The organism is Pseudochrobactrum lubricantis (assembly GCF_041929865.1).
GTDB lineage: Bacteria > Pseudomonadota > Alphaproteobacteria > Rhizobiales > Rhizobiaceae > Pseudochrobactrum > Pseudochrobactrum saccharolyticum.
The window spans coordinates 23185-43278 of record NZ_JBHEEE010000002.1; the positions used below are offsets into that span (position 1 = coordinate 23185).

At 52.9% G+C, this 20094-nt stretch carries 18 protein-coding genes; 13 read left to right on the forward strand and 5 right to left on the reverse strand.

All coding sequences use genetic code 11. The features are described 5' to 3' along the window. The first annotated feature begins 200 nt into the window (after positions 1–200). Positions 201–866 (forward strand): pseudouridine synthase, encoded by a 666-nt coding sequence (locus tag JNC80_RS04605; protein WP_376709661.1) that lies wholly within the window; start codon positions 201–203, stop codon positions 864–866. 8 nt (positions 867–874) lie between these two features. Beyond that, positions 875–1489: a class I SAM-dependent methyltransferase gene (locus JNC80_RS04610; protein ID WP_376709662.1), complete on the forward strand. Its 615-nt coding sequence runs from the start codon at positions 875–877 to the stop codon at positions 1487–1489. Here JNC80_RS04610 and JNC80_RS04615 read toward each other — a convergent pair. Then, entirely contained in the window at positions 1482–2723 is a 1242-nt protein-coding gene (locus JNC80_RS04615) for a TIGR03862 family flavoprotein (RefSeq protein ID WP_376709663.1), read from the reverse strand. The genes JNC80_RS04610 and JNC80_RS04615 overlap by 8 nt on opposite strands. A gap of 76 nt (positions 2724–2799) precedes the next feature. Between JNC80_RS04615 and JNC80_RS04620 the strand changes: the two genes are divergently transcribed. Beyond that, positions 2800–3135, forward strand: a complete 336-nt coding sequence (locus JNC80_RS04620) for a DUF4377 domain-containing protein (RefSeq protein ID WP_376709664.1) — start codon at positions 2800–2802, stop codon at positions 3133–3135. Positions 3136–3516: 381 nt separating this feature from the next. Next, positions 3517–4230: an autoinducer binding domain-containing protein gene (locus JNC80_RS04625; protein ID WP_022710089.1), complete on the forward strand. Its 714-nt coding sequence runs from the start codon at positions 3517–3519 to the stop codon at positions 4228–4230. 55 nt (positions 4231–4285) lie between these two features. Here JNC80_RS04625 and JNC80_RS04630 read toward each other — a convergent pair whose 3' ends face one another. Together JNC80_RS04630 and alr are read right to left on the reverse strand one after the other, a co-directional pair. Continuing rightward, positions 4286–5542 (reverse strand): D-amino acid dehydrogenase, encoded by a 1257-nt coding sequence (locus tag JNC80_RS04630; RefSeq protein ID WP_376709665.1) that lies wholly within the window; start codon positions 5540–5542, stop codon positions 4286–4288. 54 nt (positions 5543–5596) lie between these two features. Further along, on the reverse strand, positions 5597–6769 hold the full coding sequence (alr, locus tag JNC80_RS04635; protein WP_213598651.1) for an alanine racemase: 1173 nt from the start codon (positions 6767–6769) through the stop codon (positions 5597–5599). Between the two features lie 300 nt (positions 6770–7069). Between alr and JNC80_RS04640 the strand changes: the two genes are divergently transcribed. Then, positions 7070–7558 (forward strand): Lrp/AsnC family transcriptional regulator, encoded by a 489-nt coding sequence (locus JNC80_RS04640; RefSeq protein WP_213598649.1) that lies wholly within the window; start codon positions 7070–7072, stop codon positions 7556–7558. Positions 7559–7643: 85 nt separating this feature from the next. Here JNC80_RS04640 and JNC80_RS04645 read toward each other — a convergent pair whose 3' ends face one another. After that, complete coding sequence (locus tag JNC80_RS04645) at positions 7644–8783, reverse strand: alpha-hydroxy acid oxidase (RefSeq protein WP_151159770.1); 1140 nt, start codon at positions 8781–8783, stop codon at positions 7644–7646. 191 nt (positions 8784–8974) lie between these two features. Here JNC80_RS04645 and JNC80_RS04650 point away from each other — a divergent pair, with 191 nt between their 5' ends. The 8 genes from JNC80_RS04650 (at position 8975) to purU (ending at position 19357) form a co-directional block, all read left to right on the forward strand. Then, positions 8975–10078 carry an efflux RND transporter periplasmic adaptor subunit gene (locus JNC80_RS04650; RefSeq protein ID WP_170265280.1) on the forward strand — a complete coding sequence of 368 codons (1104 nt, stop codon included), beginning with the start codon at positions 8975–8977 and terminating at the stop codon, positions 10076–10078. A gap of 20 nt (positions 10079–10098) precedes the next feature. Beyond that, positions 10099–11181: an efflux RND transporter periplasmic adaptor subunit gene (locus JNC80_RS04655; RefSeq protein WP_376709666.1), complete on the forward strand. Its 1083-nt coding sequence runs from the start codon at positions 10099–10101 to the stop codon at positions 11179–11181. Further along, positions 11181–14279, forward strand: a complete 3099-nt coding sequence (locus tag JNC80_RS04660) for an efflux RND transporter permease subunit (RefSeq protein WP_376709667.1) — start codon at positions 11181–11183, stop codon at positions 14277–14279. Before JNC80_RS04655 ends, JNC80_RS04660 begins: the two co-directional genes overlap by 1 nt. 244 nt (positions 14280–14523) lie before the next feature. Next, on the forward strand, positions 14524–15339 hold the full coding sequence (locus tag JNC80_RS04665; protein ID WP_022709351.1) for a GntR family transcriptional regulator: 816 nt from the start codon (positions 14524–14526) through the stop codon (positions 15337–15339). Beyond that, positions 15336–16367: an SIS domain-containing protein gene (locus JNC80_RS04670; RefSeq protein ID WP_022709350.1), complete on the forward strand. Its 1032-nt coding sequence runs from the start codon at positions 15336–15338 to the stop codon at positions 16365–16367. Before JNC80_RS04665 ends, JNC80_RS04670 begins: the two co-directional genes overlap by 4 nt. Further along, the gene (gene nagA / locus JNC80_RS04675) at positions 16367–17539 is read left to right on the forward strand and encodes an N-acetylglucosamine-6-phosphate deacetylase (RefSeq protein ID WP_376709668.1); all 1173 of its coding nucleotides are present in this window, start codon (positions 16367–16369) and stop codon (positions 17537–17539) included. Before JNC80_RS04670 ends, nagA begins: the two co-directional genes overlap by 1 nt. Then, positions 17536–18264 carry an SIS domain-containing protein gene (locus tag JNC80_RS04680; RefSeq protein ID WP_376709669.1) on the forward strand — a complete coding sequence of 243 codons (729 nt, stop codon included), beginning with the start codon at positions 17536–17538 and terminating at the stop codon, positions 18262–18264. Before nagA ends, JNC80_RS04680 begins: the two co-directional genes overlap by 4 nt. A 208-nt stretch (positions 18265–18472) precedes the next feature. Beyond that, the gene (gene purU, locus JNC80_RS04685; RefSeq protein WP_151159776.1) at positions 18473–19357 is read left to right on the forward strand and encodes a formyltetrahydrofolate deformylase; all 885 of its coding nucleotides are present in this window, start codon (positions 18473–18475) and stop codon (positions 19355–19357) included. Between the two features lie 298 nt (positions 19358–19655). Here purU and JNC80_RS04690 read toward each other — a convergent pair whose 3' ends face one another. After that, positions 19656–20057 carry a hypothetical protein gene (locus JNC80_RS04690; protein ID WP_376709670.1) on the reverse strand — a complete coding sequence of 134 codons (402 nt, stop codon included), beginning with the start codon at positions 20055–20057 and terminating at the stop codon, positions 19656–19658. Between the last annotated feature and the right edge of the window lie 37 nt (positions 20058–20094).

Below are 20094 nucleotides of genomic sequence, written 5' to 3' on the forward strand. Positions count from 1 at the left end.
GTGCCGCTACTCAGCACTGCAAGCAAACAGAGGGGCAGAAAATATCGCATCAAAAGCCTTTCCGTGAGTGCAAAATCACGACTGATTTTGCAGGGAGTGCCTGGGTAAACCGCTGAACTGCCGTTTCAGTTCCCGTTTTTCTTGGTTTCTCCTGAAAGTCAGCACTTCTATGCGGCGGATAAACTATGTTAGAGGGAGGCATGAGCACATACTCTTCCGCTTCCCCTGTTTATAATCCGCCTATGGATCCGATATCTGTGATCTATCAGGATGCGGATATTCTGGTGCTGGATAAGCCGAGCGGGCTGTTATCTGTGCCGGGGCGTGATCCGGCTTTGTCTGATAGCTTAGCGACGCGGGTGCAAAAGCAGTTTCCAAAGGCACTGATGATCCACCGGCTGGATAAAGACACGTCCGGTGTGGTGCTGATGTCGCTGAACCGCAAAGCCCATGCGCAGATTGCCAGACAGTTTGAAGAACGCAGCACCGAGAAATCCTATGTCGCTGTGGTCTGGGGTAATGTGGCTGAGGATGAAGGGCTGATTGATCTGCCGCTGGCGATTGATCCGGACAATAAACCGCGTCACCGTGTGGATTACGAACATGGCAAACCGGCACAAAGCCGCTGGCAGGTGCTGGAACGCGGAAAGCAGACAACAAGGCTGCGTCTGTTCCCGTTGACTGGCCGCACCCATCAGTTGCGTGTGCATATGAAGGCCATCGGCCATGTGATGCTGGGTGATGAATTCTATGCCGAGGGGGCTGCATTGCAGGCGGCAGATCGTTTGCTGCTGCATGCGGAGAGCCTGAACTTTCACCATCCTGATGGCCGTGCTGTTACTTTTACCATACCTTGCCCGTTTTGAGAGAACCTATGCAGCAAGCAGATGATAATGACCTGATTGTTGATTTTGTCGGCGGGGCTGTCGGTCATCGTTTCCGCTCCGGTGAGGGGCGCGGGCAGGCGCTTGCCAAAGCAGCTGGACTGGTGCGCGGTGCAACACCGGATATTGTGGACGCTACCGCAGGGCTTGGCCGCGATGCTTTCTTGCTGGCATCACTCGGTGCAAAAGTGACCTTGATTGAGCGGTCAGAAAAAATGCATGCTTTGCTGGCCGCAGGGCTAGAACGCGCTTCGGCAGAAGGCGGACGTTTGGCGGAGACCGTGGCGCGGATGACGCTGCTCTTTGGTGACTCCTGTGCATTGTTGCCGGAACTGAAGCCGCAGGTAGTTCTGGTTGATCCGATGCATCCGCCACGCGGAAATACGGCGCTGGTCAAAAAAGAAATGCGCCAGATCCGCGAGATTGTCGGCACTGACCCTGATGCGGAAAGGCTGATGCAGGTGGCGCTGGAAGCTGCGCAAAACCGTGTTGTGCTGAAATGGCCGCTACGCGCCGAACCAATGGCAGGTATCCGCAAACCTTCGCACCAGATATTAGGCAAAAGCACCCGCTATGATGTGTTTGTGAAGGCGAAGATTATTTGAGCTTTTCAGCTTCCAGCCAATCCAGCATACCTTGAGCGGCGGCACGGCCTGTTGCAAAGCAGGCGGTGAGCAGATAGCCGCCGGTCGGCGCTTCCCAATCCAGCATTTCACCGGCAACAAAAACACCCGGTAATTTGTGCAGCATATAATTGTCGCTGACCTCATCCCAGACAATGCCGCCGGCAGAGGAAATCGCCTCTGCAATCGGGCGCGGACGCAGCAAAGGTACTGCAAGATTTTTAATTTGCTGCGCAAGACCTTCTGCGGAGAGCATATGAGCATCCGGCATCAGTTCGCGCAATAGAGCTGCTTTCACACCTTCAAGGCCGGTGGCTTTGCGCAGGCGGTTGGAGAAGCTGCTTTTGCTGCCTTGCTTGGTGAAATCGCGTATCAGCCGTTCAATTGACCGTGCCGGTGTCAGATCAAGATAGAGGCTGGCGGTGCCGGTCTTATTCAGCTGATCGCGCAATGCAGCGGTGTGGGCATAGATCAGACTGCCTTCAATGCCATGCTGCGAGATAACAAATTCACCCTCAATCCGGCCTGCCGGAGATGTGACGGCAACCGATTTGATCGGTGCACCTGCAAAGCGCTCGCGAAAGACTGTGCTCCAATCAACATCAAATCCACAATTGGCCGACTGGAAGGGGGCAATGCCAATGCCTTTTTCGGCAAGCCACGGTACCCATGCAGCATCAGAGCCAAGGCGTGGATAGCTGGCGCCCCCCAGAGCCAGTAATGTAACATCAGGGCTGATCTGTTTTTCACCATCCGGTGTGTCAAACAAAAGAGTGTCTCCGCTGAAACCTTTCCAGCGATGGCGTTTCAGGATTTTGATGCCTTGCGCTTCCAGTCGTGCGACCCAGTTGCGCAATAGTGGTGAGGCCTTCATCCGTTTCGGAAAGACGCGACCGGAACTGCCGGTGAAGACCTCGATATCCAACTGTTCAGTCCATTCACAGATATCAGCAGGTGTGAAAGCATCGAGTGCCGGAATGAGGCGCGAACCGGCGGAACCATAGCGGGTACGAAAGCGTTCATAGGGTTCTGAATGGGTGATATTCAAACCGGATTTGCCTGCCAGCAAGAATTTGCGTGCGACAGTCGGCATAGCTTCATAAACAGTAACGTCATGCCCGTCCGCTGACAGAATTTCTGCCGCAGCAAGGCCTGAAGGGCCGCCGCCAATAATGGCAATGGTCTTGCCGTTGGTATTTGTGTTTTGAGATGTCATCCGGTTCACCTGCTGTTCAGGTTGTTTTAGCCAAGTTCGAAGCTGGCGCAAGTAAGAAGCGAAGACGGAGAAGCCTATGAAAAAGACCTTTATTATACCTGTTGTAACTGCGGCCATTGTTGGTGCCGGTCTGTTGTCGATGCCGCAGGCGAGTGCAGCCGGTAAGAATGAGGTGCTTTATGTGAATAACAAGCTGGTTGATTGTGTTGGTGTAGGGCCGCAAAAATGCATGCAGGTACGCAAAAGCCCGAAAAGCGAATGGACATTGTTCTATGGCGGTATTGACGGTTTCCGGTATGAGCCGGGTTATCGCTACAAGCTGAAAGTGAATGTGAGCAAAATCAAAAACCCGCCTATGGATAGTTCCAGCCTGAAATATAGTCTGGTGAAGGTGCTGAGCAAGAAAAAGTAATCAGCAGCACGAGTGCTCCATCAAATGAGCCCGCCTTTGGCGGGCTTTTTTATTGGCTAGCAATAAGAATCATTAGCGGGAATAGCGGTGTTAAAGGTCGCATTCGCCTTGTCAAAACTCATGGCAAAAATGTCACGTCTTGTAAAAAGCGTTTCATGCAGCTTTTCATCTTTTAGAAAATTAGATTTATCAATCTATGTTATTCAATAAATTTTCATGGTTATTTTTAAATATTTGTATCTTTCTTAAGATGTGAACATATTTTGTGAAATTTATTCTAATTGATTGTCATTTTTTATTTGAATTGTTATTCTTTGGTTGTCCTGATTTTTATACTGTTTTATTTTTATTGATATTTTAAAATAAGATAAGGTTTTTCCGATGAATATATCGCGGCCAATACTTTATGGTGTCAATTTAACAGATGTACAGGAAATTGAACTTGTCGATATTATCAGTAGTCATGCAGTGCGGCTTGGCTTTGACTATTACAGTTTTGTTCTTCGCATCCCGCAGTCACTGACGCGCCCGAAAATTCAGGGTTTCGACAATTATTCTGAAGGCTGGCGCAGTTATTATGTGCGCAATGAATGTATTCTGACCGATCCTGCAATTCAGCAGGCTATGCGGTCTTCCAAGCCGGTTGTCTGGACTGAGAAACTCTATCAGCAGAATAAAATTCTGTGGCAGGAAATGAGGCGTGACGGCCATTCTGTGGGGATTACGCAGTCCTGCTGGGGGCCGCAATCGGTTGCCGGCTTTCTGTCTTTCAGCCGAACCAGCGATGCAATCAGCAAAGCTGAGCTGAAGGAACTGGAGCCGGAATTGCGTGAGTTGAGCCTGTCTCTGTTCACAAGGTTTTATGATCTTTATCGGCTGGATGAGACCTATAATACTGAGGATCAGATTATTACACTGCGGGAGCGGGAAATATTGCGCTGGACCGGTGACGGTAAAACCGCTGAGGATATTTCAATCATACTCAATATCACGCCGCGCACGGTGCATTTTCACATGAATAATGTTCTGAACAAGCTGATTGTTTCCAACAAGGTTCATGCGGTAATGAAGGCGCATCTGATTGGTCTGCTCTGAAATGCAAAACGCCGCCGCAAAATCTTGCGGCGGCGTTTAAGCGGAGGATGTAATTTTACTTGTAACGTGACAGGCCGAGATCTGAAGTATCAATATCCGGTTTTTTGCCGGAGATCAGGTCGGCCATAACGCGGGCAGAACCGGCAGACATTGTCCAGCCGAGTGTGCCGTGTCCGGCATTGATATAGAGATTGTCGTATTTTGTGCCGCCGATAATCGGTGTTGAGTCCGGTGTCATCGGACGCAGACCCGACCAGAAAGTTGCCTTGGACAGGTCACCCGCACCGCCGAACAGGCCGCTGACGGAAAGTTCCAGCGTTTCGCGGCGTTCAGGCAGCAGACGTGTCACATAATCGGTGACTTCAGCCATACCGCCGACGCGGATACGGTCGCCGAGACGGGTAATCGCGATCTTATAGGTTTCATCCAAAATGGTCGAAACCGGTGCGCGGGATTCATCAACAATCGGAATGGTGATCGAATAGCCTTTGACCGGATAGATCGGCACATTGAGGCCGAGACCTTTAACCAGCTGCGGTGTGAAGCTGCCGAGTGCAGCCACATAACGATCAGCAGTGAAGATGCCTTTATTGGTTTCAACCGCAACAATCTTACCGCTGTTAAGCTGGAAGCCTTTAATATTCACATTGTAGTGGAATTTCACACCAAGTTCTTCGGCCATTTTGGCCAGTTTATTGGTGAAAGTGAAGCAATCGCCGGTGCCGTCATCCGGCATGCGCAGGCCGCCGGTGATCATGTGCTTTACATTGGCAAGGGCAGGCTCTGCCTTGGTGCAGCCTTCGGCATCCAGCACTTCAAATTTGATGCCGTCCTGACGCAGGCTTTCAATATCCTTGGTCATTACCGCGTCAAAGTCTTTCTGACTGCGGAACAGCTGCAAAGTACCTTTTGAACCTTCATCATAGGTGATGCCGGTATCATTGCGCAGTTCGGTCAGGCATTCGCGGCTGTAATTGGAAATGCGCAACATACGGGCTTTATTGGTCGCATAGGCTGACGCGGTGCAATTGGCCAGCATGGACATCAGCCAGCTATACATTGCCGGATTGCAGGTCGGACGGAAAATCAACGGTGAGTGTTTTTTAAACAGCCACATTGCCGCTTTCTGCGGAATACCCGGAGCAGCCCATGGGGTCGAGTAACCATAGGAAAGCTGACCGGCATTGGCGAAACTGGTTTCGAGTGCCGGTCCTTCCTGACGGTCAAGTACAGTCACTTCATGGCCGGCTTTTGCCAGATAATAGGCGGTCGTTACGCCGATCACACCGCTGCCGAGTATTGTAACTTTCATGGTCTGCCTCTGTCATATCCTGTCTGATGCCGCATGTGCAGGCTTGTTGGTTCTTCAGGCAAGAATGTCGTTAATGTAATTGCGATGATATCTGTTCCCCAGAGATGTCAGAATCTCATAGGAAATTGTTCCAGCATCCTGTGCCACTTGTTCAAGGTTCTGATGTGCGCCGATCAGTTCCACAAGGCTGCCGAGCTTTAATGTGCCTTCCGGCAGGGCGCTGACATCCAGTGTAATGGAATCCATGGAAACACGGCCGATAATAGGCAGGCGCACAGCACCATAATATGCTGCGCCTTTATTGCTTAAGTGCCGTGGCCAGCCATCTGCATAGCCGACGGCAATCGTGGCAATCCGTGTCTCGCCCTGTGTTTCATAGCTGCCGCCATAGCCGACCAGTGTATGTGCCGGAACGGTGCGGCATTGAATGACGCGCGCCTGCAGCGACACAACCGGCTGCATCGGGTTTGGTGCATTTTCCTGTGGTGCGCCGCCGTAGAGTGCGATGCCCGGACGTGCCAGATCAAAATGATAGCCGCGCTCCATGAAGCTGCCGCCGGAATTGGAAAAAGCAACGGCATAATGCGGCAGAAGTTTAAGAGCTGCCTGCATGCGCTCCAGCTGGGCGTGGTTCTGCGGGCTCTGCACATTATCAGCAGAAGCCAGATGGCTGATAATGAATTTTACATCAATGCCGTCCAGCAAGGAAATATCTGCCAGCAGTTCTTTCAGTTCCTGTTCGGAAAGACCGAGGCGCGACATGCCTGTATCAAGCTGAAGCAGTGCCGGAAGCTTCCGGTTGCCGGCTTTACCCAGAGCTGCCCAGTTGCGCAGCTGTTCCAGCGAATTCAGTACAGGGATAATATTATTATCCGCGCAGAGTTTTTCTGTCTGCGGCTGCAGGCCGTTGAGAACATAAATAACAGCATCTTTGCCGATATGCGGTTGCAGCTTCAGGGCTTCTCCCAGATGTGCAACGAAAAAATCGCGGCAACCGGCGGCATAAAATTGCGGGGCGACTTTATCCGCACCCAGACCATAGGCGTCGGCTTTCACAACAGCTGCGGCTCTGGTCGGGCTCAGTGCATCGGCGATCAGCTTATAGTTCGCGCGCAAAGCGGCCAGATCAACGGTGAGAATACCGCCAGCCGCGAGGATTTCCGGATTTTCACCGGCAGTTGTATCAACAGGCGCTGCCGCACGGGTTTCAGAAAAGAGTACAGACATAAGCAATTCCGCATTGTCATGTTCAACAAGTTGGTTGGCTGCCAGTATGCATATCCGGAAAACTATAACACAGTTTCAGGTTATGCTCTGCATGCAGACCATGCCAGAGATGCCAAACAAATTTTATAAGAGGCAGCATCGTTCAGCGTCGTAACTTTACGAGCGGTATCACGTGCCGGAACTCTCTCCCTGTTTCTCAGTGTAGTCGAATAGTCTTCGAATGTTTTTGCTATTTTTCGTAATTTATGCGAATTATAGCTAAATCAGCACGATAAAATACTATGAATTGGAATATTCTGCGTGTCGACCTTAGATGCTATTGATCGTAATATTATCCGCTGTCTGCGCCGTGACGGGCGTATGACCAATAGTCAGCTGGCAACGGAGGTCGGTTTATCGCAATCGGCGTGCCTGCGGCGTGTGCAATTGCTGGAAACAAGCGGGGTTATTCGCGGCTATACGGCGATTGTTGCGGCACCCGATGCTGATGACCGGTTGGTGGCGCTGGTGCGCATTACGCTGGAGCGGCAGACGGAGGAATATCTCAATCGTTTTGAAGAAGCGGTGCGCCGTCATCCGGAAATTCAGGAATGTTATCTGATGACGGGGGATGCCGATTATATCCTGCGTGCCGAAGCAGAAAACACGGCAGCCTATGAGGTCATTCACAAGGAAATTCTCTCACGCCTGCCAGGCGTGGTGCGTATTCACTCCAGCTTCTCGATCCGCAGTGTACTGCTGAGCAGAGCGCCGGTACAAGCATTTCGCCATCAAGTTGAAACAACTTGATGGATACGATAATGCGTCAGCTAAAAATTAGAGCGGTTTTGCAACGAAGTTGCGTAACCGCTCTAAGAACGGCGCTCTGGAATTGTTAGTCTTTATGCAGGATTGAGGCATCCACATCCGTGATACGGCGTTTGCCACACAGAGCCATAGTCACATCCGCCTCACGGGCGATGATTTCCAGCGCCTTGGTCACACCGGCTTTGCCCATGGCACCCAGACCATAAAGAAACGGCCTACCGATATAGGTGCCTTTCGCGCCGAGTGCCACGGCTTTGAGCACATCCTGACCGGAGCGGATACCGCCGTCGAGATGGATTTCCACCTTGTCACCGACAGTATCAACAATGCGCGGCAACATCGAAATGGATGATGGTGCGCCGTCGAGCTGACGGCCGCCATGATTGGAGACGATAATCGCATCGGCACCGGTTTTGGCTGCCATCAGCGCATCTTCTTCATCAAGAATACCCTTGAGGATCAGCGGGCCGCCCCAGAGTTTCTTGATCCATTCCACATCATCCCAGTTCAGCTTCGGATCAAACTGCTCGGCTGTCCATGAGGACAGGGATGAGAGGTCGCTGACACCTTTGGCATGACCGGCAATATTACGGAAGGTACGGCGCTGGGTTGCCAGCATACCGAGGCACCATTGCGGGCGGGTCATCATCTGCCAGATATGTTTCGGCGTGAATTTCGGCGGAGCCGACAGACCGTTGCGCAAATCTTTGTGACGCTGGCCGAGAATTTGCAGGTCGAGCGTCAAGACCAGAGCTGAGCAACCGGCGGCTTTGGCACGTTCAATCAGATTGCGGACGAAATCACGGTCTTTCATTACATAAAGCTGGAACCAGAAAGGCTTTTTCGTTGCTGCGGCGACATCTTCAATCGAGCAGATGCTCATGGTGGAGAGGGTAAAGGGCACGCCGAATTCCTGTGCTGCCTGCGCTGCCAGAATTTCCCCGTCCGCATGCTGCATCCCTGCCAGACCTGTCGGAGACAGGGCTACCGGCATAGTCACATTCTGGCCGATCATGGTTGTTGCCAGAGAACGGTCAGTCATATCTACCAGTACGCGCTGACGCAGTTTGATTTTGGCAAAATCGCTTTCATTGGCCCGATAGGTCGATTCTGTCCATGCGCCGGAATCTGCGTAATCGAAAAACATCTTTGGCACGCGGCGGCGCGCCAGTTTTTTCAGATCGGCGATTTCCAGAACAGTACTCATGTCAGTTGCTTTCTAAATTCAGTTTTAAAGAGTTATTATCATCCCGATTTTATAAAGTCAGGCTCAGAAAGACTATTAATACCGGAATGATCCGCTATGTTTGCTGTAATGCAATAGGTATTTTAAAGGTTGTGAATTTGATGGTCAGACGGCGCAGACACATTCTTCTTCCTGTTCCCCTCGCTTCCTTTATGTTTGCATCTGTTTGCAGTGTTTTTGCTCAGGCCAATCCTCCCTCGCAACAGCCTGTCACGAATGCCCATAGTGTTGCAGTCAGCGCGCAGACCGTCCGTGTCAGCGATTATCGCCCGAAACTGGTGCAGACTGGTACTATTGCAGCCCGCAATCTTATCAATCTTGCTTTTCGCGCTTCCGGTCAGGTGACAGAGCGCAGCGCTGATGTGGGGCAAAAAGTTGAAGCCGGTGAATTGCTGGCGCGTATTGATGCTGTGGAGCAGCAGGCTGGTTTGCGCTCGGCTCTGGCCTCTCTGAATGCGGCGCAGGCGCAATTAATACAGGCAACCGCCAATTACACACGCCAACAGGCATTGCTGGATCAGGGGTTTACCACGCGCAGTCAGTTCGGCACTGCGGAGGAAACCAAGCAACGTGCGGAAGCGGCTCTTATCAGTGCGCAAAGCCAGATGAAAAATGCGCAGGATATGATGAGCTATACGGAATTGCGCGCGCCGCGCGCCGGTGTGGTGACTGCCCGTAATATTGAAACGGGACAACTGGTGCAGGCGGCACAAACCGCCTTTGTGATTGCTGCCGATGGTGAGCGGGATGCTGTTTTTGATGTGCAGGAAGCGCTGGCTGCCCATGCGGAATCCATGGAGCAACAAGGCGGGAAACAGGCGCTGCCTCAGGTGAGTCTGACACTGGTTTCCGATCCGTCTGTCACTGCAACCGGCCATGTGCGTGAGGTTGCGCCGGTGGTGAATGCCACAACCGGCACTGTGCGGATTAAGGTTGAACTGGATACGCCGCCACCTGCAATGACACTCGCGGCTCCGGTAACCGGCAGTCTGCAATTGCCGGTGGTGCGTGCTGTGATTTTGCCATGGAGTGCGATGACATCACAGGGCGGAAAGCCGGCGGTGTGGGTACTTGATCCGCAGACGAAAACGGTCTCTTCCGCTTTGGTGCGGATTATGGACTATGAGCGGGAAAAAATCATTATTTCTGAAGGTTTGCAGGACGGGCAAATGGTCATAACCCGCGGCGGGCAGTTGCTGAGTGAAGGCGCTGTTGTGGAGCTTCTGGTGGCTGATGAGCAGAAAGTAACACAGTGATGCGGGCGACGGGTTGGACGATGAAGCGCAGAATTTTCAGGGCTGCTGCGGCAGGATCAGTTTTGTTGATGCTGGCAGCCTGTGGTGAACAGGCTGATGAAGCGAAGGAGCCGGTTGTCCGGCCGGTATTGTTTGTTGTTGCAAAAGCGGAAACCTCGCAGCAAAGCGGTTTTGCCGGATCTGTGGAGCCGCAATTCAGCACGGATCTTGCCTTCCGCGTTTTGGGGCGCTTGATCCAGCGTGATGTGGATATCGGTGATTTTGTCAAAAAAGATCAGGTTGTGGCGATGATTGATCCCGCGCAGCTTGATCTGAATTTGCAGGCAGCCAAAGCCGACATGGCCAGTGCCGAGGCACAATATGTGAATGCACAGGCCACAGAGGACAGGCAGGCGCGTTTGCTGGCCATGCGCAGTATTCCGCAGGCGGTTTATGACAGTGCCAAACAGGGGCGCGATACTGCTGCTGCCGGTCTGGAAAAAGCCCGTGCTGCCTTGCGAAAGGCTGAAGACGAGCGTGGTTTTGCACAACTGGATCCGGATTTTGACGGTGTTGTTTCCGCGGTGAATGCCGAGGTCGGGCAGGTTGTGGCTGCCGGACAGAGTGTTTTGACCGTGGCGCGGCCGGATGTGCGTGAAGCCGTTGTCGATGTGCCGGACCACATTGCGGAGACGGTCAAAGACGGCGATAGATTCATGATTTTCCTGCAGGCTGATCCGACTGTGCAGGCAGAAGGTCATGTGCGGGAAATTGCACCGCAGGCGGATAATGCCACGCGTTTGCGCCGTGTAAAAATCACGCTTGATGATGCACCGGAAGCTTTCCGTTTAGGCACAACAATCACAGCGCTGCGCAGTAATGGTGACCATCAGGAACAGATTGCTCTGCCGCTATCCGCTTTGCTGGAGCTGGAGGGCAAGACCTATGTCTGGATCGCTGATCCGCAGAGCCAGACTGTGCGCCGTCAGGCCGTCGAAGTTGTCAGCCGCAGGGACGGGCAATTCATTGCCAAAGGCGTGGAAGCCGGTCAGCGCATTGTCAGTGCAGGCGTGAACAGTTTGCAGGATGGCCAGAAGGTTAAGCTGCCGCAGGGAGAGCAATAATGAAGAAATTTAATCTCTCTGACTGGGCGCTTAATCACCGCTCGCTGGTCTGGTATTTCATGCTGGTCTTTCTGATTGCCGGTATTGCCGCCTATATCAATCTCGGCCGCGAGGAAGATCCGCAATTCACCATTAAAACCATGCTGATACAGGCCAACTGGCCCGGTGCATCGGTGGACGAGACGATCAATCAGGTGACTGACCGGATTGAGAAAAAACTGCAGGAACTCGACAGTCTCGATTTTACCAAATCGGTGACAACACCGGGTAAAGCGGTGATTTTTGTCAATCTGAAAGCGACAACCAAAGCGCGGGATGTGGAGAAAATCTGGCTCCAGACCCGCAATATGATTAATGATATCAAAGGGAATTTCCCTGAAGGCGTCTACGGGCCTTTTTATAATGACCGCTTCGGCGATGTGTTTGGTAATATTTACGCCTTCACGGCTGATGGTCTGAGCCACCGGCAGTTGCGTGATTACGTAGAGACTGTGCGCACACAGGTTCTGCAATTACCGAGTGCCGGTAAAGTTGATCTGATCGGCGCGCAGGATGAGGTGATTTATCTCGAATTTTCATCCCGTCAGATTGCGGCGCTGGGGCTGGATCAGCAAGCGATTTTAAAAAGCCTTCAGGATCAGAATGCGATTACCCCGTCCGGTGTGATTAATGCAGGGCCGGAGCGGGTTTCTGTGCGGGTGAGCGGGCAATTTACCTCAGAAGAAAGTCTGAAAGCCGTCAATCTGCGGGTTAATAACCGCTTCTTCCGCCTCAGCGATGTGGCGGAAATCAAGCGCGGCTATACCAATCCGCCGGAAAGCCTGTTTCGCGTGAATGGTGAACCGGCAATCGGGCTTGCCATTGGTATGAAGCCGAATGAGAACCTGCTGGATTTCGGCAAGGCGCTCAATGATTTGATGGCGCGTGTTGAAGGGGAGCTGCCGGTTGGTATCAGTGTGCATCAGGTGGCCGATCAGCCGGATGTGGTGGATGAGGCTGTGTCCGGTTTCACCAAAGCCCTGTTCGAGGCGGTGGTTATTGTTCTGGCTGTGAGCTTTATCAGCCTTGGCGTGCGTGCCGGTTTTGTGGTGTCGCTGTCCATTCCGCTGGTTTTGGCGATCACCTTCCTCACCATGCAATATATGGATATTTCGCTGCAGCGTGTGTCACTGGGGGCTCTGATTATTGCGCTCGGCCTGCTGGTGGATGATGCGATGATTGCCGTGGAGATGATGGTTGCACGTCTTGAGGCGGGTGATCCGATCAATAAAGCGGCGACCTATGTCTATTCTCACACCGCCTTTCCGATGCTGACCGGTACGCTGGTGACGATTGCCGGATTTATCCCGATCGGTCTCAACACCAGTCAGGCGGGTGAATATACTTATACTTTGTTCGTGGTGATTGCCGTTTCGCTGGTCGTGTCATGGGTGGTGGCTGTATTGTTTGCGCCGCTGCTTGGCGTGACGCTGCTGCCAAAAACGATGAAAAAACATGAGGAAAAGCCGCGCCGTGTCGGCAAGGCTTTTGCTTCGGCTTTGCTGTGGTGCATGCGTCATCGCTGGACGACAATCTTTGCCACGGTTGTGCTGTTTCTGATTTCTCTCGGCGGTATGACACTGATTGAACGACAGTTTTTCCCGTCTTCGGATCGGCCGGAACTGGTGATTGACTGGAAATTGCCAGAGAACAGTTCAATTGCCGAAACGCAGGCGCAGATGCTGCGTTTTGAAGAGACGATGCTCAAAGGCAATGAGGATATCGACCACTGGAGCAGCTATATCGGGCAGGGCGCAGTGCGTTTCGTACTGACTTTCGATGTGCAGCCGGTCAATCCGTATTTCGGTCAGATGATTATTGTCGCCAAGGATGTGGAGGCGCGCGACCGGCTGAAGCAGAAATTCGATGCGGTGCTGCGCAAGGATTATATCGGCACCGATGCTTATGTGAAATTCCTTGAGCTGGGGCCGCCGGTTGGCCGTCCGGTGCAGTATCGCGTCAGCGGGCCGGATATTCAGGCTGTTCGCGGCTATGCGCATCAGGTTTCTACGATCATGGCGCAGGATCAGCGTCTGGGTGTTGTGGCTTATGACTGGAACGAACCGGCACGCGTGGTGCGGGTTGATGTATTGCAGGATAAAGCGCGTAAACTCGGCGTTTCTTCCAAAGATATTTCGATGACGCTCAACAGCGTGGTCGGCGGTCTGGCGATCACACAGGTGCGCGATGCTACCTATCTGATTAATGTGGTGGTGCGGGCACAGGCGCAGGAACGTGACCGGATTGAAACTCTGCGCAATCTGCAGATCGGTACCGGCAACGGGGATTCCATCCCGCTCGCCTCGATTGCCAATTTCCGTTACGAGATTGAGCAGCCGGTTGTCTGGCGCCGTGACCGCCTGCCGACGATCACTGTCTCTGCCGGAATTCTCGACAAGACCATGCCGGATACGGTGGTGGAGCAGATGAAGGGGCAGGTTGATGCATTTGCGCAGAAACTGCCGCTTGGTTATTCCGTGCATGTTGCCGGTACTGTGGAGGAAAGCGCCAAAAGTCAGGGGCCGATTGCTGCTGTTGTGCCGCTGATGCTGTTCGTTATGGCGACGATTTTGATGCTGCAATTGCAGAGTTTTCAGCGGCTGTTTCTGGTGGTGGCGGTTGCTCCGCTCGGTCTGATCGGTGTGGTGGCGGCCTTGTTGCCAAGCGGCAAGCCGCTGGGCTTCGTCGCTATTCTCGGTGTGCTGGCGCTGATCGGTATCCTGATCCGCAATTCGGTGATCCTGATCGTGCAGGTGGAGGATCATATCAAAGAGGGGATGCATCCGTGGGATTCTGTTTATCAGGCTTCCCAGCATCGTATGCGTCCGATTGCGCTGACCGCAGCGGCGGCCAGTCTGGCGCTGATCCCGATTTCCCGCGAAGTGTTCTGGGGGCCGATGGCCTATGCCATGATGGGCGGGATTATTGCCGGAACGGTTATTACATTGCTGTTCCTGCCTGCGCTTTATTTGGCCTGGTTCCGTGTGAAAGAGCCTGAGCATCCGGAGCCGGAAGATAGCTCCGAGGTGCCACCGGCTGAACCGGTGTTAGTACAATAGCTCAAATGCTAAAGCGGTTTGCGTCCAGATTGGATCATAGCGCTCGCGTCTCAATTCTTTATTTGGTCGCATTATCACGGGCGTCAAGTTGATCCAACTTGACATAATCAAGAAGTCAAGTTGATCCAACTTGACTGTGAAATGCTCTAAAGGGCAGCTTTCTCAACAGAAGCTGCCCTTTTTATTTTGAGCTGACAGATAATTCCATTTGTCATTGGTATTAAAAAGGTATTATAGTCTGGGTATGGATAATACCAGATTACTTCCTCTTCTTCAGCGCGGATTAGCGGCGCAAACGACCGGCGGACCGCTTTATAAGCAGGTTTCCGTGGTGCTGACCAATTTGATTGAGGATGGCAGTCTCGCCGCTGGCAGTAGTCTGCCGCCCGAGCGTGAACTGGCGCAGGCGCTTGGTCTGGCGCGGGTCACCATCCGCTCGGCCTATCAGGCATTGCTTGAAAACCGGTTGGTGGAACGCCGTCATGGCAGCGGCACCTATATTTGCGAACGCCCGAAAAAGATCAGCCAGCCGCTCTGGCAACTTACCTCATTCTCGCAGGATATGATCGCCCGTGGTAAAGTACCGGGGGTACGTATTCTATCCGGCGGTATCGGGCAGCCGTCACCGGAAGAGGCATTCCAGCTTGGCATTTCCATGCAGGATCTGGTGGTGCGGGTAGAGCGCCTGCGCCTTGCCGATGATATGCCGATGGCAATTGAACGTGCAGTGGTGCCGCAGCGTCTGTTGGGTACCGCTACATTATCTGCTGCCGGACAGGAAACGGAACTGGCACAGGCTGTGCTCAGCGGTGCGCTGTCGCTTTATACAGCACTCGAACAGCATGGCTACAAACCGGTGCGCGCTTTGCAGAGGCTGACCGCTGTTGTGCTTGATCCGGTCAATGCGCGTTTGCTTGGTGTGGCTGACAAGGCTGCTGCCCTGCAAATGGAGCGCGTGTCGCGCACGCAAACAGACCGGATTGTTGAATATACCCGCTCGCTTTATCGCGGCGATGCTTATGACTTTATTGCAGAATTGAAAACGGGAGAGGTCCGATGACCGTATCACCAACACTCATGCTTCAGGAAACCGAACAGGCTGCTTCAGTTGTTGCAGCCATGTTAAAAGACCAGAAGCCGGTTTTTGAAGAAATCGCGGCGGTCTTTGCTTCCCGTAAGCCCGCGCTGATTTCGACCTGTGCACGCGGTTCTTCTGACCATGCGGCAACATTTTTCAAATATCTGGCAGAAATCCGTTTAGGCTTACCGGTGGCAGCAATCGGCCCGTCGGTGGCATCAGTTTATGATGCGCCGTTGCAGCTTGGTTCTGCCGTGCATTTCACCGTTTCGCAGTCCGGAGCCAGCCCTGATATCGTTGCCATGCAGCGCGCAGCTAAAAAAGGCGGTGCGGTCACTGTCGCCGTGGTCAATGTGACCGACAGCCCGCTCGGCAATGAGGCCGATATCGTGCTGGGGATCGGTGCAGGCCCTGAGAAAAGTGTTGCTGCGACCAAATCTTTTATCGCTTCTGCTGCGGCTCTGGCCGGTGTGATTGCTGCAGTGAGCAAAGACAGCACGATGCAGGGCGGGCTTGACCAGCTGCCGGAAGCACTGGGCGCGGTTCAGGTTGATGCAGGCAATGCGCTTGAGAATATTCTGGCTGAAAAACAGTCGCTGTTTATCGGCGGTCGCGGCCCTTCAATGGCGATTGCGCTTGAAGCGGCGCTGAAAGCCAAGGAAACTTCGGCGATTCATGCGGAAGCCTTCTCGCTGGCCGAGCTGATGCATGGCCCGATGCGTCTGGTGGAAAAAGGCTTCCCGATTGTGGCCTTTGTCTCGCAGGATCAGGCCTATCAGCATAATCTGCAGGCGCTGAAACATCTGGAAAGCATTGGCGGCAATATTCTGGCCATTTCCCCGCTGGATCTGCCATGGAGCCAGATTAAAACACCGGCAACCGGTTCGGCTCTGCTTGATCCGCTGGTATCGCTCGGTGCCTATTATCGTGTGATCGAAGCGGTGACGCGCCGCCGTGGTTTTAATCCTGATAAGCCGCTTAATCTGAATAAGGTAACGGAGACTGTCTGATGGTTTTTCAGCTGCTGCGTGGTGCGCGTGTTTTTGACGGTCATCGTTTTCATGAGCGGACTGCCGTTCTGATCGAGAAGGGCAGGATTGTCCGTCTGGTGCAGGATGGTGACGCATTGCCGGAAAATCTGCAGATCATTGAACTGGACGGCGGCATTCTCAGCCCCGGTTTTATTGATGCGCAGGTTAATGGCGGTGGCGGAGCAATGCTCAATGACGGGCCGACACCGGAAATCATGTGCACCATCGCAGCAGGCCATCGCCCATATGGCACAACCAGCCTGTTGCCAACCCTGATTACCGATACCGGTGATGTGACAGAACAGGCAATGACTGCCGCCGTGGCTGCGGTGCAGGCTGATAAAGGTGTTGCCGGTCTTCATCTTGAAGGGCCGCATCTGGCACCGGCGAAAAAAGGTGCGCATCTGGCTGAATTGATGCGCCCTGTAGAGGCAGCTGACATTCAGGCGCTGACTGCAGCGGCGCAGAAAATCGGTTGTCTGCTGGTGACAATGGCTGCGGAACAGGTCACACCCGATCAGGTGCGTGAGCTGACCGAAGGCGGTGTTATTATCAGCATCGGCCATAGTGACAGCACTTATGAAATGGCTATGGCGCGGTTCGATGCGGGCGCGCAGGGCGTAACCCATCTGTTCAATGCAATGAGCCAGTTCGGCCATCGTACGCCTAATCTCGTTGGTGCGGCATTGGATCATCCGTCCGTGTGGAGTGGCATTATTGCCGATGGTCATCATGTCGAACCTGCGGCTTTGCGTGTGGCATTGCGGGCAAAACGCGGGCAGGGTCGCCTGTTCTTTGTTACCGATGCAATGTCGCTGGTCGGTTCCGGCCGCGATACATTCCAACTCAACGGCCGCACAGTTTATCGTGTCGAGGGTGGTTATTGCCCGAAACTGGTGTTGGAAGATCGAACTACGCTGGCTGGTTCTGATCTCGATATGGCATCGGGTATCCGCTATGGTATGGCAATGTTGGATCTCTCTTCCGAAGAAGCTCTGCGCATGGCGACATCCTATCCGGCCGCGTTTTTGCAGCTGAAGGATCGTGGGGTGCTGGCACCGAAAAAGCGTGCTGATCTGGTTTGGCTGGACGATCAGTGCCATGTCAGAGCGACATGGATTTCCGGTGCGCGACAGGATCAGCAGGCATGAGCATTATCAATGATTATTTCGACCGTCTAACTGCGCATCTCACGCAATTGCGTGACAGTCAGGCTGAGGCGATGAAGCAGGCCGTTGCCATGATCGGCAAAGCTGCACGCAATGATAAGCGTGTCTTTGTGTTCGGTACTGGTCATTCGCATATGCTGGCGGAAGAGGTGCATTATCGTGCCGGTGGTCTGGCGATTACCGTACCGGTTCTGTCAGCTTTCACGATGCTGCATGAAGGCGCATCTTCCAGCACCAAATTCGAACGTATCAGCGGCATGGTTCAGCCTTTGCTGCAACGCTATGATATTGGAGCCGGTGATATTCTGCTGGTTGTTTCCAATTCCGGTGTTAATGCCGCGCCGGTTGAAGCCGCGCGCTTTGGCCGTGAAGCCGGTGCAAAAATTATCGCGCTGACATCTGTTTCTTATTCTGCGAGCGCTGCCAATGGCCGTGTACGACTGTCCGAATTGGCTGATCTGGTGCTGGATAATGAAATTCCGGCGGGTGATGCGATGATGCAGCTGCCAAACAGCGGGATGAAAGCGGGCGCGGTTTCCACCGCCGTTGGTGCCACCATTCTCCACGCGATCTTTACCGCGGTTGCTGCAGAACTGGCTGCAGAGGGCGGGGAAGTTCCGGTCTATCGCAGTGCGAATATGCCGGGAGCCACGGAAATCAATGACCGGTTGATTGAAAAATATAAGACCCGCAATCCGCATTTGTGAGTTTTACATACCACCCATAAGTCAGGAAATCATCACCTGTAACCTGAGATTATGGGTCATGCAGATTTGTTTGCAAATGGCAGGAATCCGTCAAACAAAAGCGTAATCGGGACTGTTAAGCGCTGAAATTCTGTGTAAGAGCTTCATACGGAACCGGAATTTTCTGGTTCATTCTCATTTGAACTGTTGAAGCTTAAGGGACACTCCCATGCAGAATTATGTGTTGACCGTCAGTTGCCAGTCACGCCTCGGTATAGTTGCCGCTATTTCCGGATATCTCGCGGGTATGGGGTGTAACATCGTTGACAGCGCACAGTTCGATGATCTCGGTGCTGATAAATTCTTTATGCGCGTTAGCTTTATTACCGAGCAGGGCAAGAGTTTCGAAGAAATCGCCGGTGGTTTTCAGGACACTGCCGACAAGTTCGGCATGGCTTATGATTTCCACGATACCCGCAAGCCGGTGAAAACATTGCTGATGGTTTCACGCTTTGGCCATTGCCTTAACGATCTGCTCTATCGCTGGAAAATCGGCGGTCTGCCGATTGATATTGTCGGTGTGATCTCCAACCATTTTGACTATCAGAAGGTTGTGGTCAATCACGATATTCCTTTCCACCACATTGCGGTGACCAAGGAAAATAAAATCGAAGCCGAAGCCAAGATGATGGATATCGTCAACCAGACCGGTACTGAGCTGGTGGTTCTGGCGCGTTACATGCAGGTTCTGTCTGATGAGCTGAGCCAGAAAATGTCCGGCAAGATCATCAATATTCACCATTCCTTCCTGCCGTCTTTCAAAGGCGCCAATCCTTACAAGCAGGCCTATGAGCGTGGCGTGAAACTGATCGGCGCCACCGCGCATTATGTCACCGCTGATCTGGATGAAGGTCCGATTATCGAGCAGGATGTTGCCCGCATTACCCATGCGCAATCGGCTGCCGATTATGTTTCAATCGGTCGTGATGTCGAAGCGCAGGTACTTGCACGCGCCATCCATGCGCATATCCATCACCGCGTGTTCCTCAATGGTAACCGGACAGTTGTATTTCCGGCGTCGCCAGGGTCGTACGCCTCTGAACGCATGGGTTAAGGAGAATTTCGGCTCTGGCGGGCTGCAAATGGCAATTTTCTGCGCTTCCGGTGCTCACGTACACACGGCACCGCACGTCCTATTGGACGTGCAAAGGCTGCCGTGATCTTTAAGACTGCATAATCTTATCTTTCATCAGCGGATGAAAGGATTATGCAGGGTACGCTGCGCGCCGGTTCTCAAAAATCACCATTTTCGCCACGCCATAACCAAAATTCAAAGCGTCGCGCTTTGTTGGGGCGCCAGCAGGTTGAGAAGGTTGAGTGTAGAGACAATAAAAGCCGGAATTTCCGGCTTTTTATTTTTGCAGAGATGACTGGCATTTCTCTTCAACCGCATTTCTGAAGTCAGACATATTTCTCACCCACGCATTTTCCCCCTCAACCAGAGGTCTGGAATAGGCATCCAGAATGACCGTCTGAAAAATCTCATGCACCGCCGGATCAAACTTGACCTGCAACAGATCAGCCAGCGGCTTTCCCTGTAAACGTGCCGCCATCGACCGCCCCGCAAGCTCTCCGAGCTTGGTGCAGAACACCGTATTATTCTCGCTCGCATGCGCTGCGGGCAGAGGAGCGGTATAAATAATAGTCGTCAGGGCTGCTAAAAATAAACGCATGTAGGCCTCCAAGGCGGAGAAGTCTGACAGGATATGCGTGATTGCTGCGTCTAATAGAGACCTGCGTGTGATTTTAGTCAATAAAAAAGCCCCTCGTGAGAGGGGCTTTTCTTTGTCA

Bases quoted from the DNA above. Each gene is read 5' to 3' on its own strand.
- nagA (WP_376709668.1), top strand. From the start codon at position 16,367: ATGGTTTTTCAGCTGCTGCGTGGTGCGCGTGTTTTTGACGGTCATCGT.
- JNC80_RS04630 (WP_376709665.1), bottom strand. From the start codon at position 5,542: ATGAAAGTTACAATACTCGGCAGCGGTGTGATCGGCGTAACGACCGCC.
- JNC80_RS04665 (WP_022709351.1), top strand. From the start codon at position 14,524: ATGGATAATACCAGATTACTTCCTCTTCTTCAGCGCGGATTAGCGGCG.
- JNC80_RS04680 (WP_376709669.1), top strand. From the start codon at position 17,536: ATGAGCATTATCAATGATTATTTCGACCGTCTAACTGCGCATCTCACG.
- JNC80_RS04605 (WP_376709661.1), top strand. From the start codon at position 201: ATGAGCACATACTCTTCCGCTTCCCCTGTTTATAATCCGCCTATGGAT.
- alr (WP_213598651.1), bottom strand. From the start codon at position 6,769: ATGTCTGTACTCTTTTCTGAAACCCGTGCGGCAGCGCCTGTTGATACA.
- JNC80_RS04650 (WP_170265280.1), top strand. From the start codon at position 8,975: ATGTTTGCATCTGTTTGCAGTGTTTTTGCTCAGGCCAATCCTCCCTCG.
- purU (WP_151159776.1), top strand. From the start codon at position 18,473: ATGCAGAATTATGTGTTGACCGTCAGTTGCCAGTCACGCCTCGGTATA.
- JNC80_RS04645 (WP_151159770.1), bottom strand. From the start codon at position 8,783: ATGAGTACTGTTCTGGAAATCGCCGATCTGAAAAAACTGGCGCGCCGC.
- JNC80_RS04620 (WP_376709664.1), top strand. From the start codon at position 2,800: ATGAAAAAGACCTTTATTATACCTGTTGTAACTGCGGCCATTGTTGGT.
- JNC80_RS04670 (WP_022709350.1), top strand. From the start codon at position 15,336: ATGACCGTATCACCAACACTCATGCTTCAGGAAACCGAACAGGCTGCT.
- JNC80_RS04655 (WP_376709666.1), top strand. From the start codon at position 10,099: ATGAAGCGCAGAATTTTCAGGGCTGCTGCGGCAGGATCAGTTTTGTTG.
- JNC80_RS04660 (WP_376709667.1), top strand. From the start codon at position 11,181: ATGAAGAAATTTAATCTCTCTGACTGGGCGCTTAATCACCGCTCGCTG.
- JNC80_RS04625 (WP_022710089.1), top strand. From the start codon at position 3,517: ATGAATATATCGCGGCCAATACTTTATGGTGTCAATTTAACAGATGTA.
- JNC80_RS04610 (WP_376709662.1), top strand. From the start codon at position 875: ATGCAGCAAGCAGATGATAATGACCTGATTGTTGATTTTGTCGGCGGG.
- JNC80_RS04615 (WP_376709663.1), bottom strand. From the start codon at position 2,723: ATGACATCTCAAAACACAAATACCAACGGCAAGACCATTGCCATTATT.